The following is a 13,596-nucleotide window of genomic DNA, read 5'->3' on the forward strand; positions in this document are numbered from 1 at the left end:
GTCATCCCGACAGAACGTTCAGTGCCCGGGATAACACGGGGCGACCGTGTCCGCAAACGTGACGCCGTCCGGCGAATGCCCGCTGGCGCTGATGCCGAGCCTCCGCGCCCGGGGCAACGGCGCCCAGCGCGGCGGCGAACAGCGCCACGGCCACCGTGCGACATTGTGGTAACGCTGGGGCCACGGATACGTGTCTCCGCTCTTTATTGGTGGACCTGAAGGTCCACCCTACGGGGCGACGGGTGCGCTCAGTCCGTAGGGTAGACCTTCAGGTCTACCGGAACGTGGTGGTCCTGCTGCGCGCCGCCTGCGCCCTCACCGATGCGTTTGCCATGGGCGAAGGCATTGCGCTCCTCGCTGGCGGGGGTGCGTTATAGTGCGGGCGGTATCCCGTTCCCGCAGAAGCGAAGGCCGCAATGGAATCCATCACCCTCGGACCACTGGTCATTTCCCTCCCACGCCTGTTTCTCATCCTCTCGGTGGTGGCCGCGTTCGTGGTCGCTTCGTGGTGGGAGCGGCGCCGGGACGTGGCCCTGACCGCGCCGCTGACGGCCGCCGTGGTGGCGGGGTTCATCGGCGGGCGCGCCGTCTACGTGGTGCAGCACTGGAGCTATTACCGGGATGCGCCCCTGGAGATGCTCTACCTTTGGCAGGAGGGCTACTCGGCGGCAGCGGGCATCGCGGTGGCCCTGATGGCCGCCGTGCTGCTGGGGCTTTGGCGGCGGGCACCCCAACGCCACCTGCTGGCGCCGCTGCTCACCGGCGTGGTGCTCTGGTTCGGCCTCAACATCGGCGCGGCACAGTTCAGCGACACGCCCGAGCACCGGATTCCGGATATTGTCGTCTATGACCTGGACGACCAGCCCCTGCCGCTGGACAGCTTCGCGGGCAAACCCGTGGTGGTGAACCTGTGGGCCACGTGGTGTCCGCCCTGCCGCCGGGAGATGCCGGTGCTGGAAGCCGCCCAGTCCGAGCGGGACGACATCCACTTCGTGTTCGCCAACCAGGGGGAGTCTCCGGATGACGTAACCGCCTACCTGAGCGACGAAGGCCTGGGCCTGGAGAACGTGGTGCTGGACCAGGCCAGCCGGCTCGCGGATCACTTCGGCGCCCACGGCATGCCGGTGACGCTGTTCTTCAACAGCGACGGGCGGCTGGTGGACGCGCACATGGGCGAGGTCTCCGGCGCCCGGCTGCACCAGTACCTGCAGGACATCGACGGCTGAGAACAACAATGACAACAGAGCAGATGCGCATGGACCGGGTCCTGGCCGGCTCGGTGGCCATTCTCGTGGGGCTGGGGCTGGCACGCTTCGGCTATCCGCCGCTGGTGCCGGGCATGGTGGATGCCCACTGGTTCACCGCGGCCGCAGCGGGGTATCTGGGTGCCGCCAACCTGCTGGGTTACCTGCTCGGCGCGCTCACCGCGTCCCGTTTCGCCGGCCGGGTCGGTGCCGCGGCGGCCATCCGCCTGGGGCTGCTGCTGATCGCCGTGAGCTTTCTGGTGCTGAGCTGGGCGGCGCCGTTCGCGTGGTTCTTCATCTGGCGGTTCATCTCCGGCTGGGCGGGCGGCGTGCTGATGGTGGTGGCCGCCTCCACGGTGCTGACCACCACGCCGCCGTCGCAACGGCCGCTGGCGGGGGCCATCGTGTTCAGCGGCGTGGGCGTGGGCATTCTCTTCTCCGCCAACGTAGTGCCCTGGCTGACCACGGTCTCGATCAGCTGGGCGTGGGTCTCGCTGGGCGTGCTGTGCCTCCTGCTCACCGCGGCCACCTGGGGCGCGTGGCGCGACGTGAGCACGGCCGCCGGCCCATCGCCGGCGCAGGCCACCGGGGCCGGGTCTCCGGCACGCGCCGCACTGCCCCTCGCGGTAATACTCGTGGTGGTGGGCTACGGGCTGCAGTCCGTGGGCTACGTGCCCCATACGCTGTTCTGGGTGGACTTCCTCGCCCGGGAGCAGGGCCTGGGCATGGGCTTCGCCGCGGTACAGTGGAGCATCTTCGCCCTGGGCGCCATCGCCGGGCCGTTCCTCGGCGGCTGGGTGGCCGCACGCCTGGGGTGGTACAGCGCGCTGCTGCTGTCGGTGGCCTTCATGGCGGCGGCGGTGCTCGGCTCCAGCGTCGCCGACACCCTGTGGCTGGCGTCGCTGTGCTCGTTCGTGGTGGGGGCCATGGTGCCGGGGCTGGTGTCCATGACCTCCGGCTACCTGTCACAACTGGTGCCACTGGAGGAGCACCGCCGCGCCTGGGGCTGGGCCACCACGTCCTTCGCCCTGGCCCAGGCCGTGGGCGGCTACGCCCTGGCAGCGGTGTTCGGCTACGTGGGCAGCTACCCGCCGGTGTTCATCATCGGCGGGGTATCGCTGGTGCTGGGGCTGGTGGTCACGCTGGTGGCACGCAAACCGAAGGAGGCTCACTGATGGAAACGCGCATCCCGCCACCCGTCGTCATGGTGCTTGTCGGTGCGGCCATGTGGCTGGTGGCACGCTGGACCCCGGCACTGACCCTGAGCCTGCCCGGCATGGGCTGGCTGGCCATCGCCACGGCCGCTGCCGGCATCGCCCTCGCCGTAGCGGCCGCCTGGGCACTGCACCGCCACCGCACCACCATCAACCCCATGCGCCCCCAGGACAGCAGCCACCTGGTGGACACGGGGCCGTTCGCCTGGAGCCGCAACCCCATCTATCTGGCGGACCTGATCCTGCTGGCGGCGTGGGCGGTGTACCTGGGCAACCCGCTGACACTCGCCCTGCTGCCCGTGTTCGTGCTCTACATCAACCGCTTCCAGATCCGCCCGGAAGAGGCGGCACTGGAGCAGCACTTCGGCGGCGCCTTCCGGGTCTACCGCCGGCATGTCCGGCGGTGGCTGTAAGCGCCCTCCCCCGGCGCCTCACTTGGTGCCGTAGATGCGATCTCCGGCATCGCCGAGGCCGGGGACGATGTAGGCCTTTTCGTTCAGCCCCTCGTCCACGGCGGCGGTGTAGATGTCCACATCCGGGTGGGTCTCGTGGAGCACGGCGACACCCTCCGGCGCCGCCAGCAGGCAGACGAACCGAATGTGCCTGGCGCCTTCCTGCTTCAGGCGCGTGATGGCGGCAACGGCGGAGTGGCCGGTGGCGAGCATCGGGTCCACCACGATCACTTCGCGCTCGTCCAGGTGCGAGGGCATCTTGAAGTAGTACTCCACCGCTTCCAGGGTCTCCGGGTCACGGTACAGCCCCACGTGGCCGACCCGCGCCGAGGGCACCAGGTCAAGCATGCCCTCCAGCAGCCCCTCTCCGGCCCGCATGATGGACACGAAACACAGCTTCTTGCCGTCCAGCACCGGGGTATCCATGGGCTGCAGGGGCGTCTCGATGCGGGTGGTGGTCAGGCGCAGGTCACGGGTGACCTCGTAGCCGAGCAGCAGCGCCGTCTCGCGCAGAATCTCCCGGAACTTTGAGGTGGAGGTCTCCTTCATGCGCAGCACGCTGAGCTTGTGCTGCACCAGAGGGTGATCGATCACATGGGTGGTTGCGGTCATGGACTCGCCCTTGTTGTTGGTTAATGCGGTGGTCGTACCAGCACTGGACGCCGTTGGTGGTGATGTCCGGCATGGCTGTCGGGCTCTGGTGCCTTGGGGTCAGTGGGATTGTAGGGGGTTGGTGGCGGGAGCAGAAGGGGTGGGGATTGGCGGGGAGTGATTGGTCGACCTGAAGGTCGACCCTACGGGGGCTACGGGGCTGCATGGAACGCGGTGCCCCCGGAATGCAACCCCGTCATCCCGGTTGTGAGAGCGCATTCACAACCCTGAATCGGGCAAATTGACAGTGAATGGGCGCTAAAAGACCATTCAACTGCGCGGGAAATGGCACAACATCCCCCTACACATCAATCACGTTTTTAACCGGAAAAGCTCCGGTCATTGCGAACCCGGAATCACCCGAAGATTCCGACAAGGGGTGAGTTGTGCCTGTCTATTTCAATCAGAAAAGGGCACATACCCATGATGAAAATGAAAAAGCACATCACCACGCTGTTCGTGGCCAGCGCCCTGGCCCTGCCCGGTGCAACGCTCGCCCAGGAGATCGACCTGGACTCCCTGGCCGGCACGAACGACGGAGACCCGGGCTGGCTCAGCCTGAGCGACCGGGCCATGGGTGCGGATAACTTCGTCTCCGCCGGCTTCGCCATCGTCGACCTCGAGGACGCATCCGGCACCGCGCCGCAACTGGATAACGACGGTGAACTCACCGCGTGGGCGCAGGGTGGCAAGCGGTTCAACAACTTCTTCAGCCTCAAGGCCGGCCTGGACATGCTGGGCGAATCGGACCAGACATCGGACAACTTCGGTGGCGCGCACCTGGCAGCGCGGGTCCACCTCCCGTTCGAGACGATCCAGCTTCCCCTACGCGGGGGCAGCATCTACGCCTCCCTGGGCGGTGGCCTGGTGAGGGCCAGCTCGGATCACTCCACCAACTCGGCCACGGAGTTCAGCTCCTACTTCGACGTGGGCGTGGAGATTCCCGTGCGCGGCCGGTTCTACGCCGATATGGGCTACCGCCACTACGCCGCGGACTTCGATCTCGTCGGCGGCGGCGAAGCCGAAATGGAGTTCGACGTGATGTACTTCGGCGCCGGCTTCCGGTACTGATCCAATCCGGCCCGGGGCCTGCCTGGCCCCGGGCGCTCCCGGCCGGATTCCTGCCTGAGGTGGCCTGGTAGACCTGAAGGTCTACCCCACGGGCTACGCGCTGGCGACTGCGGACACCGTAGGGTGGACCTTCAGGTCCACCATCACACGCTGCCGCTGGACTCTCCAGCTCGCCGCGCTTGACATTGCTGTGGTTCGCAGTAGCTTGATAACGGCGTTTTTCATACGCTCAATAGAACAAGCCTGCCCCTGCAGGCCGGGAGGAGAAGCCGTAATGACAACCGACAAGTCCATGTCTCGCCGTAATTTCCTCAAGACCACCGCTGCTGCCACGGCGGGCGCCACCGCGGCCGTTGGCGCGCCGGCGGTGATCGCCTCGAACAACAGCTTCAAGTGGCGGATGCAAACCCACTGGCCCACGGGCACGTGGTACTACGAAGCGGTGTTCGAAGAGCTGGCGAGGCGCGTCTACGAGGCCACGGACGGCGAGCTGGAGCTGGAGACCCACCGTCCCGGCTCGATCGTGTCCACCGGCGACACCCTGCGCGCCGTGCGCCGCGGGACCCTGGACAGCGCCTTCACCTGGCCGTCGTACTGGATCGGCGAGATCCCCGTGGCCGGCCACCTCAACGGCAACCTGGCCACCTTCGAGAGCCACGAGGAGATGCACTTCTTCTTCTACGAGATGGGCGCGCTGGACATCATCCGCGACGCCTACGCCGCACACGGTGTCTATCAGGTGGGCCCGTGGTCGTCCGGGGGCATCGCCATCTATGCCCGCGATCCCATCCAGTCCGTGTCGGACTTCGAGGGCTTCAACATCCGCTCCACCGGCACGGCAGCGCGCGTGTTCCAGCGCATGGGCGCCGCACCGGTGTCCATCGACGGCGGCGAGCTCTACCAGGCCCTGCAGACCGGCGTGGCCGACGGCGTGCACTGGGGCGGCGTGGCCGCTGGCTGGGGCATGAACCTGCAGGAAGTGAACAACTACATCATGCAGCCGGACCTGGTGGCGCACACCAACGGCGAAGTGATCGTGAACCTGGACAAGTGGAACGAGCTGGGTGAGGACCACAAGCGCGTGATGCACGACGCCATCCGCGCCACCAGCGCCGACTCCAGCGCCAAGTTCCGCCACCAGGACTTCAAACTGATGCAGGAGTTCGTGGACGACTACGACGGGGAGATCATCCAGATGGATGAAGAGGTGATCACCGAGATGCGCCGGCACACCATGGATGTGGTGGACGACATCTCCGAGGACGATCCGGAGTACTCCGGCAAGGTCGGCGACCTGCTCCATGAGTTCATGGACATGACCGGGAAGCTCTGAGGGCTTCTCGGCAAGGTGTCACACAAGCACGGCGGGCCGGGAGGTCCGCCGTTTTTTTGTGGGCGGGTTGGCGTTTCCGGGGCTTTTCGGTGGACGTGAACGTCCACCCTACGGGTTGGCGTATGATCCGTGCGGGTTGTGCCGCGTAGGGTGGACCTTCAGGTCCACCATCACCAACGCCCCATGCACTCAATCGTCCCGGCGGGCGAGCTCCGGGTCGGACGCGGGGCTGCCGGTGGCAAACCCGGACGGCTCCTCGAAGCTGATCCGCGCATCGCCATGGGCCAGCAGGTCGCGCAGCAGGATCACGATGCCCCCGACGCACAGGAACAGCCCGAACGTCAGCGCCACCGTCTGGAAATGCCGCAGCGTAAACAGGCCCGTGGCCGATCCCTCGGGTATCCAGATGATGGGCGCCATCAGGCCAAGCAGCGCCACAAACGAATAAACCATGAACCGGATGAAATCCACCGGCACCTTTCGGATCGTGAGCCCGTACACCAGTGTGGCGACGATCAGCACCGACGCCGTGGCCTGCACCGCGATCATTGCCCGCTCGCCGATGAAGTGAAAACGGCTCTCTTCATACGCCGACGAGCCGGTATCGGCACCGAACACCAGCACCATCAGCAGGTTGGCCAGGAGATAGAACACACCGAAGCCGAACGGCAACCAGAGCAACGGAGCACGGCGGAACAGCGCGTAGCCGTCCACGGCCCACCACACCAGCAGCCACAACGGCAGCGCCGCGCTATAGATGGTGACCACAATGGCCTGATGCATACCGTTACCCCGGGGAGGCCCTGAAAGGCCTAACGTAACGGTTATCGACGGTGGGAGCCGGACCTGTATCGCAAAGCGTCAATGACGCCGCGATGCCTTGGCGTCGCCGAGGAGGGGGACGTTGCTGCCGACCACGTGCGGGGCGTGGACGGTGAGGAGATCGCTGGAATGAGAGGTGGCCTCGTAGCCGTCGACGCATTCGCGCAGCACCTCGCGCGCGGCGTCGCTGTCGTGGGCGCGGCAGGCCGCGTCGAAGCGCTCCAGGCGGGCTTCCAGCTCGGCCCAGCTGATGCTGGCCTCGCTGGCGCGCATGATCATGGGATGGGCGGTGCCGGAGACGTTCTCACCCAGCAGCAGCTCCTCGTAGAGCTTCTCGCCGGGGCGCAGACCGGTGAACTCGATGCGGATGTCACCGTCGGGGTTGTCGTCGTCCGCCACGGTGTAGCCGCTCAGGCGGATCATCTGCTCGGCGAGGTCGGCGATGCGCACCGGCTCGCCCATGTCCAGCACGAACACCTCGCCCCCCTCCGCCATGGCACCCGCCTGGATCACCAGGCTGGCGGCTTCCGGGATGGTCATGAAGTAGCGGGTCACCTCCTGGTGCGTGACCGTCACCGGCCCGCCGTCCTGGATCTGGCGGCGGAACAGCGGCACCACCGAGCCCGACGAGCCCAGCACGTTGCCGAACCGCACCATGGCGTAACAGGTGTGCTCCGCACGCGCCGCCAGGCCCTGGAGCACCAGCTCGGCGAACCGCTTGGTGGCACCCATCACGTTGGTGGGCCGCACGGCCTTGTCGGTTGAGACCAACACGAACCAGCGCACCCCGGCACGCTCGGCGGCGAGCGCCGCGTGGCAGGTGCCGAAGATGTTGTTCTGCACGCCCTCGAGCACGTTCTCCTCGACGATGGGCACGTGCTTGTACGCGGCGGCGTGGTAGACCGTCTCGACCCCGAACCCGGCCATGATGCGCTCCAGCCGGCGCTGGTGCACCACCGAGCCCAGCAGCGACTCCACCCGGCACTCGATGCCGCGCGCGGCCGCCAGCGCCTTCAGCTCCTGGGCCACCCGGTAGAGCGCAAACTCGGACTGCTCGAACAGCAGCAGCGTGCGCGGGCCGGCAAGCATGATCTGCCGGCAGAGCTCCGAGCCGATGGAGCCGCCAGCGCCGGTTACCATCACCACCCGCCCGCGGATACAGCGCTCCACGAGCTGCGCATCCGGCGCCACGGAATCCCGGCCCAGGAGATCCTCGATATCCACCTCACGGATGTCCTGCAGTCGGGCGGCGCCGGAGACGATATCCGTCATGCCGGGGATGGTGCGCACGTGCACCGGGAGCGCTTCCAGCGACTGCACCACCTGCCGGCGGCGGGTGCGGGGCGCCGACGGGATGGCCAGCAGCACATGCTGGATCCCCTCGCTCCGCACCAGGCCCTCCAGTGCGTCCGGCCCGTGGACGGGCACACCGTTCACCACGGTGCCGTGCAGGGCCGGATCGTCGTCAATGAACACCACCGGCTCATGGTTACGGGTGGTCTTGAGCGAGGCCACAAGCTGCACCCCGGCCGCACCCGCCCCGTAGATGGCCACCGGCTCCCGCTCGGCGCGACGCTTCAGCACCGCGTGGAACGCCGCCCGCACCAGCAACCGGCTGCCACCGATCACCAGCAACCCCAGCAGCCAGTAAATCACCACCGCCGTGCGCGGCACGGCAGTGAAACCACCAACGACAATGATGGCGATGAACAGCAGCGTCGACAGCGACACGCCATAGGTCACCGCAATCACCGCCTGGGGCCCCATGTAGCGCACCACCGCGCGATAGAGCCGCACACAGGCAAAGATCGGCAGCGTGAGCACCGGCACCACCACCAGCAGCCACCAGTGATCCACCAACTGGCGCGGCAGGATCTCTCCCATGCGCAGCGCAAACGCCGCCCACATCACCAGCGCCAGCAGACAGACATCCGCGGCCATCATCACGCCGCGCTTACCGCCGCGGGGCAGCTTCAACAGTGCATGGAACAGTCGAGAGATCATCACAGTCATTCAGGCAAGTGATCGCAGTGGCAAGACGCCACCAAGGCATAGCCCACCGCAACCGGGAAATCCAGCGCGGGGGCGAATCAGGGAGAGTTTACACAATGGAAAATCGGCGAGTGCGGGCATTGGTCGCAATATGGTGGTGATCGGGTCAGCGACGCCGATACCGCGAGCCGAGGCGTAGGGTGGACGTTCACGTCCACCAACCCCACTAGCCCTGAGCCCACCGCCTTCAGGCCACTTCCTGATCGGAGATTGTTACGTTGACGTGTTTGCCGGCTCGGGCTAGCACGTTGACTAACATGTCGAGGCTGAACTTGTCCAAACGCCCGCGCAGCAGGTCGTTAAGCCGTGGCTGCGTCAGCCCCAAGGTCTTGGCTGCAGCCTGCTGGGTCATGCTCAACCCTTCCACATAATCGCGGATCTGAGTCATTAGTTCGGCACGCAGCTTCATGTTTTCAGCCTGCTCGGCCGAGTCCTCAAGGGCGTCCCATACACTGTTAAAACGTTGTCTCTCCGCCATCTTATGGCCTCCGCTCAGCATCGAGCTGTTTGAACCGCTGTGCCGCTACCGCCAGATCCTGCTTACTCGTTTTCTCCGTCTTCTTCTGGAACGCATGGAGCACGTGTACGGCATCCTCAACACGAGCAAAGTAAATCACCCGATACGCATTACCTGCGTCCCTGACCCGCATCTCCTCAACGCCAGAGCCAATGGTCTTCATTGGCTTGAAGTCGTCCGGCTGCAGCCCTCTTTGAAGACGATCAAGCTGAAAACCGATCGCTGCTCGCGCTCCCTCCGGCAGATTCCTAATGACATCCAGGCTGTCGCCCCAAAACTCGATTCCCTTCATTGCACAGCTCCATTTATATCAAATTTAATATATATTTCAATATCAAATTCACCGCGCCTTTGCAGCTGTGCTTGAGGGAAACACGGCTCCGTCGCACGCAAACCACCGCCCTACGCCGTAGGAGCGACGCAAGTCGCGACCACCCATCACTCCCCCAGCACCGTCCCCGGCGGGAGGATCCGGCCCGGCTCAACCTCGGCGCGGTATCCGAGCACACAACCGGCACGCAGCCATGCACGCTCACCAACCCTGGCGCCGCCAGCGAGCACTGAACCGGCGCCCACGTGGCCGAACTCCTCTACCACGGCGTGGTGATCCACCGTTGCGCCGGCGTTCACGATCACGCCATTACCCAACTGCGCCTCCGTCCCGACCACCACCCCGCCCATCACGACAACGCCGTCACCAACCGATGCAGACGGCGCCACGGATGCGTCCGGATGGATCACGGTCACCACCTCCAACCCGCGGCCAACCAACCGGGCGTGCATATCGGCCCGCACCTGGTTGTCCCCGATGGCCACAATGGCACACTCCGCCTGCAGCGCCTGTTGGTCGATCGCGTCCAGAGGGCCCAGAACCGGCCGCCCGAAGACCGTATCGCCGGCCGCCAGCCCATCATCCAGAAAACCCGCCAGCTCATAGCCTCCCTGGCGCAGGACTGTCTCGGCGACTGTCCTGCCGAAACCGCCGGCACCGACAATCAACAGCTTCGGCTGATCCGCCATATGCCCCTCACTCCGGAAGGCCCGCTTTGAACCGCAGGCAGAGTGCAACCAACGGCAACCACGCAGCGGCCAGCGCCACCACACCCCACGCCGGCCACAACGCCGCCACCACCGCCAGCGGCGCCAACCAGAACAGGTTGATGAGGCCCACGGCCACGGTCACCGGCCGATGGCTGCCGTAATACCGGCTGGCGTGCTGATAAGCGTGGCTCCGGTGCGCCTCGTAAAAGCGCTCGCCGCGGAGCATGCGGCGCACCAGCGTCAACGTGGCATCCACGATGAACGCGCCGAGCAGGATCAGCCACGCCCAGATCGTGAGCCCTGCGTCCGCCCAGGTCAGCACCGCCAGTGCAGCCAGCATGAAGCCGATGAAACCACTGCCGGCGTCGCCCATGAAAATCTTCGCCGGAGGCCAGTTCCATACCAGAAAGCCGAGGGATGCCGCCGCCAACAGGCCGGCCACAAGCGCCCAGCCGGCCGCCCCGGCCCACCACAACAGCCCGCCGGCCACCGCGAGAACGGTAACCGCCTCCACTCCGGCGATGCCGTCGATGCCATCCATGAAGTTGTAGAGGTTCAACAACCAGCCGATGAACAGCACCAGCACCAGCCCACCGAACCACGACCAGGCCCACTCCACGCCCAGCAACGGCAAAGCAGGCGCACCGCCCGCCCACATCACCACCCACGCACCGGCCAGCAGATGCACCAGCAAACGCCAGCGCGCTGGCACATCAGCGCGATCATCGAGCCAGCCGATGGCCGCCACGGCAGCACCGCCGCCACCCAAAGCGACAAGACCGGCCCACGGCAACGCCCCCCACCACGCCAACCAGACCAACCCCACCAACGCCACGACCACAACTGACACACCACCACCACGCGGCGTGGGAGCATCGTGGGAACTCCGGGCGTTAGGGATATCCATCAGCCCCGCGTTCAGGGCGTAGGCGCGCATCCAGCCGGTCAATAAAAAAGCCGCCAGGAGGGCGGCGATGAGGATCGCAACAACCATCAATAACGACATACCCGTTCGCCGTCCGCCCTCTCAGCGCGTCGGTGCAACAGCGCGGCGGAGGCCTTCATCCACACTCACCGGCGGCGCCCAACCCAGCGTCTCACGCGTGTGCGAGATATCCACTTGCAGTGAGTCCAGAAGCCGTTGAGCCATATCACCGCGACCAAGGGAACGCGCCACGATCCGCAGAATGGCCGGTGGCACCGGCAGCAACCGAGGATTCCGCCCCATGGCCGCCGCCACCCGGCGCACCAACCCGGCGGTGGAAAAATCCTCGCCATCCCCAGCCAGGAACACCTGATTCACCGCAGCCGGGTGGTCAAGGCAAGTAACCAGAAGGTCCACCAGGTTGTTCAAGCCCACTAATGAGCGTCGATTGTTCACAGCGCCCAACGGCAACGGCACGCCCTTACCCACCCAGCGCACCATGCGCGCAAAGTTGCCACCAGCGCCGGGGCCGTACACCAGCGGGGGCCGTACCACCACGATCTCCATCCCCGTCTGGCGCCCCAGCGCAAACAACGCCGCCTCGGCCTCCGCCTTAGATACGCCGTAGGGATCCACTGGCGCCGGCGCATCCGCCGCGGAAAACGAACTGCCGGGCGAAGTCTGCTCCCCATTGACCTTGATGGAGCTGACGAACACAAATCGCCGCACACCCGCGTGGGCCGCCTGCTGTGCCAGCGCCAGCGTGCCGTCCACGTTGGCGCGTCGATACTCCGCCAGCGGATCGGCCGCACTCTCATCCATCACATGCACACGGGCAGCCGTATGCACCACGGCCTCTACGCCCTGCAGCGCGCCGCTCCAGTCCGCTTCTGCTCCCAGCGACGGCGTTACCGCCAGCTCCGCCCCCTCTGGCACCGAGACACTCCGCCGACTCCCCGCGACCGGAACCCGGCGGCCGTCCGCCGCCAGCCGTTCGACCACGGCGCCGCCCACGAAGCCCGTCGCGCCCGTTACCAACACGCTTTGCGCGCTCACGCTAACCCTTCAATCCCGCAGAACACACGTCACGCCACCGCGCAATGGCGGCCTCATACAGGGCGCGATGCTTCGCAACGTTACTATCCGCCGAATACAGCTCTTGGACCCTTTGCTGATTTTCTCGTCCCTTCGCGACACGTGCCTCCACATCCATCGCATAGAACTTTATTTTCTCCAGAAACTCGTCCGGCTCCGCCAGGATGCACCCCGCATCATCCAAGACCTCGGACGGGCCACCGCTATCCGTGCTCAACACCACGCAACCCTCGCTCATCGCTTCAATCGCCGTCCGCCCGAACGACTCTGTCCCTGGCTTCGAGGTCATGACCAAAATATCGATCGACCGGAAAAACTCCGCCATCTCCTCGTGCGGCACATTGACATGTGCACTTAAAGCATTCCCCAGCACTGCACGCGCATCGCTTAGAAAACGTTCAGCCGCCTCGCGATCTCTCTCATCTACACAACCGATCGCCATCCGAACGTCCGCCTTCAGAGCCTCATCAGCCAATACGCCACGGCCTATTTCAAGCGCCAGCGGCCAGTTTTTCCATCCGCAATAACGACCCGCAAAGCCGATTGTTATCTCACCCCGCCGCCCATCCTGCCGCGGCACCTCAGCCCCATCATTAGACACCGCATTCTCAATAACCGCATATTCCGGTCCGGACCGGACGCCCAACAGAGCATCCTCCCAAAGGTGACGGTTTCGATGCGTGGTCGTCACCAATGTATCCACAACCGAGAGAGAAACACGAAAAAGAGCCCTTACCGGTGCTGAATATTTGGAGTATGTTCCCCGGTCAGTGTGCACGAATGTGAATCGCTTTGGTATCAACCGAAGCTTGATCGCAAAACCAATCAAAAAGAGGCTAGCCTGAGCCTGCGTGTGCACGACTTTCGCTTCGGTTCCACGAAGGTAGCGCAGCAGCTTAACGACATAAGCGGCAAGCTCCACCGGCCGTCTTAAAAGCGCCTTGATGCGCGTGCGCGTTCCAACCCCTATACAACAGAATCCTACGTCTCCCTTACTCTCCCCGGGGTGCAGCACCGCCACACCGAGCTCATCCGACAGGTTTCGCGCAATTATCTTTATCGACTCCTGTTCCCCACCCACGGTCTCCACATTATTATCTGTAACAATTAAGACCTTCTCCGAGCATCCGATATGCAGATCACCCTCCAACGCTGCACCCCCTCCACCTTCTGACTAAG

At 65.3% G+C, this 13,596-nt stretch carries 15 protein-coding genes; 6 read left to right on the top strand and 9 right to left on the bottom strand.

Translation table 11 applies throughout. The features are described from left to right. The first annotated feature begins 46 nt into the window (after nt 1-46). The 4 genes from BMZ02_RS19285 to BMZ02_RS08430 all read left to right on the top strand — a co-directional run bounded on the left by BMZ02_RS19285 (nt 47) and on the right by BMZ02_RS08430 (nt 2,871). Nucleotides 47-172, top strand: coding sequence for a hypothetical protein (locus BMZ02_RS19285; protein ID WP_281244316.1), 126 nt, complete (start codon nt 47-49; stop codon nt 170-172). Nucleotides 173-416: 244 nt separating this feature from the next. Next, nucleotides 417-1,226: a TlpA disulfide reductase family protein gene (locus BMZ02_RS08420; RefSeq protein ID WP_091642195.1), complete on the top strand. Its 810-nt coding sequence runs from the start codon at nt 417-419 to the stop codon at nt 1,224-1,226. Between the two features lie 8 nt (nt 1,227-1,234). After that, the gene (locus BMZ02_RS08425; protein WP_091642197.1) at nt 1,235-2,419 is read left to right on the top strand and encodes a YbfB/YjiJ family MFS transporter; all 1,185 of its coding nucleotides are present in this window, start codon (nt 1,235-1,237) and stop codon (nt 2,417-2,419) included. Continuing rightward, nucleotides 2,419-2,871, top strand: a complete 453-nt coding sequence (locus tag BMZ02_RS08430) for a methyltransferase family protein (protein ID WP_091642200.1) — start codon at nt 2,419-2,421, stop codon at nt 2,869-2,871. Before BMZ02_RS08425 ends, BMZ02_RS08430 begins: the two co-directional genes overlap by 1 nt. Nucleotides 2,872-2,889: 18 nt before the next feature. Here BMZ02_RS08430 and upp read toward each other — a convergent pair whose 3' ends face one another. Continuing rightward, the gene (upp, locus tag BMZ02_RS08435) at nt 2,890-3,522 is read right to left on the bottom strand and encodes a uracil phosphoribosyltransferase (RefSeq protein WP_091642202.1); all 633 of its coding nucleotides are present in this window, start codon (nt 3,520-3,522) and stop codon (nt 2,890-2,892) included. Between the two features lie 462 nt (nt 3,523-3,984). On the opposite strand from upp, the gene BMZ02_RS08440 reads away from it, so the two are divergent. Together BMZ02_RS08440 and BMZ02_RS08445 are read left to right on the top strand one after the other, a co-directional pair. Then, nucleotides 3,985-4,632 (top strand): outer membrane beta-barrel protein, encoded by a 648-nt coding sequence (locus BMZ02_RS08440; RefSeq protein ID WP_091642205.1) that lies wholly within the window; start codon nt 3,985-3,987, stop codon nt 4,630-4,632. Nucleotides 4,633-4,906: 274 nt separating this feature from the next. Further along, entirely contained in the window at nt 4,907-5,965 is a 1,059-nt protein-coding gene (locus BMZ02_RS08445; protein ID WP_091642939.1) for a TRAP transporter substrate-binding protein, read from the top strand. Nucleotides 5,966-6,154: 189 nt separating this feature from the next. Here the strand turns inward: BMZ02_RS08445 and BMZ02_RS08450 are convergent, their stop codons facing one another. The 8 genes from BMZ02_RS08450 to BMZ02_RS08485 form a co-directional block, all read right to left on the bottom strand. After that, complete coding sequence (locus BMZ02_RS08450; protein ID WP_216110764.1) at nt 6,155-6,748, bottom strand: hypothetical protein; 594 nt, start codon at nt 6,746-6,748, stop codon at nt 6,155-6,157. 78 nt (nt 6,749-6,826) lie between these two features. Then, entirely contained in the window at nt 6,827-8,800 is a 1,974-nt protein-coding gene (locus BMZ02_RS08455) for a polysaccharide biosynthesis protein (RefSeq protein ID WP_245753988.1), read from the bottom strand. A 226-nt stretch (nt 8,801-9,026) separates the two neighbouring features. Then, nucleotides 9,027-9,317, bottom strand: a complete 291-nt coding sequence (locus tag BMZ02_RS08460) for a helix-turn-helix domain-containing protein (RefSeq protein ID WP_091642210.1) — start codon at nt 9,315-9,317, stop codon at nt 9,027-9,029. A 1-nt stretch (nt 9,318) separates the two neighbouring features. Further along, nucleotides 9,319-9,648, bottom strand: coding sequence for a type II toxin-antitoxin system RelE/ParE family toxin (locus BMZ02_RS08465; protein ID WP_091642213.1), 330 nt, complete (start codon nt 9,646-9,648; stop codon nt 9,319-9,321). Nucleotides 9,649-9,794: 146 nt separating this feature from the next. Further along, nucleotides 9,795-10,376: a PglD-related sugar-binding protein gene (locus BMZ02_RS08470; protein WP_171909863.1), complete on the bottom strand. Its 582-nt coding sequence runs from the start codon at nt 10,374-10,376 to the stop codon at nt 9,795-9,797. A gap of 7 nt (nt 10,377-10,383) precedes the next feature. Next, nucleotides 10,384-11,403, bottom strand: a complete 1,020-nt coding sequence (locus BMZ02_RS08475) for an MraY family glycosyltransferase (RefSeq protein ID WP_091642216.1) — start codon at nt 11,401-11,403, stop codon at nt 10,384-10,386. A 21-nt stretch (nt 11,404-11,424) separates the two neighbouring features. After that, nucleotides 11,425-12,378 (bottom strand): NAD-dependent epimerase/dehydratase family protein, encoded by a 954-nt coding sequence (locus BMZ02_RS08480; protein ID WP_281244318.1) that lies wholly within the window; start codon nt 12,376-12,378, stop codon nt 11,425-11,427. A gap of 1 nt (nt 12,379) precedes the next feature. Then, complete coding sequence (locus BMZ02_RS08485; protein ID WP_091642218.1) at nt 12,380-13,567, bottom strand: glycosyltransferase family 4 protein; 1,188 nt, start codon at nt 13,565-13,567, stop codon at nt 12,380-12,382. Nucleotides 13,568-13,596 lie beyond the last annotated feature (29 nt).

Origin of the sequence: Aquisalimonas asiatica (genome assembly GCF_900110585.1) — a bacterium.
Taxonomy (GTDB): domain Bacteria; phylum Pseudomonadota; class Gammaproteobacteria; order Nitrococcales; family Aquisalimonadaceae; genus Aquisalimonas; species Aquisalimonas asiatica.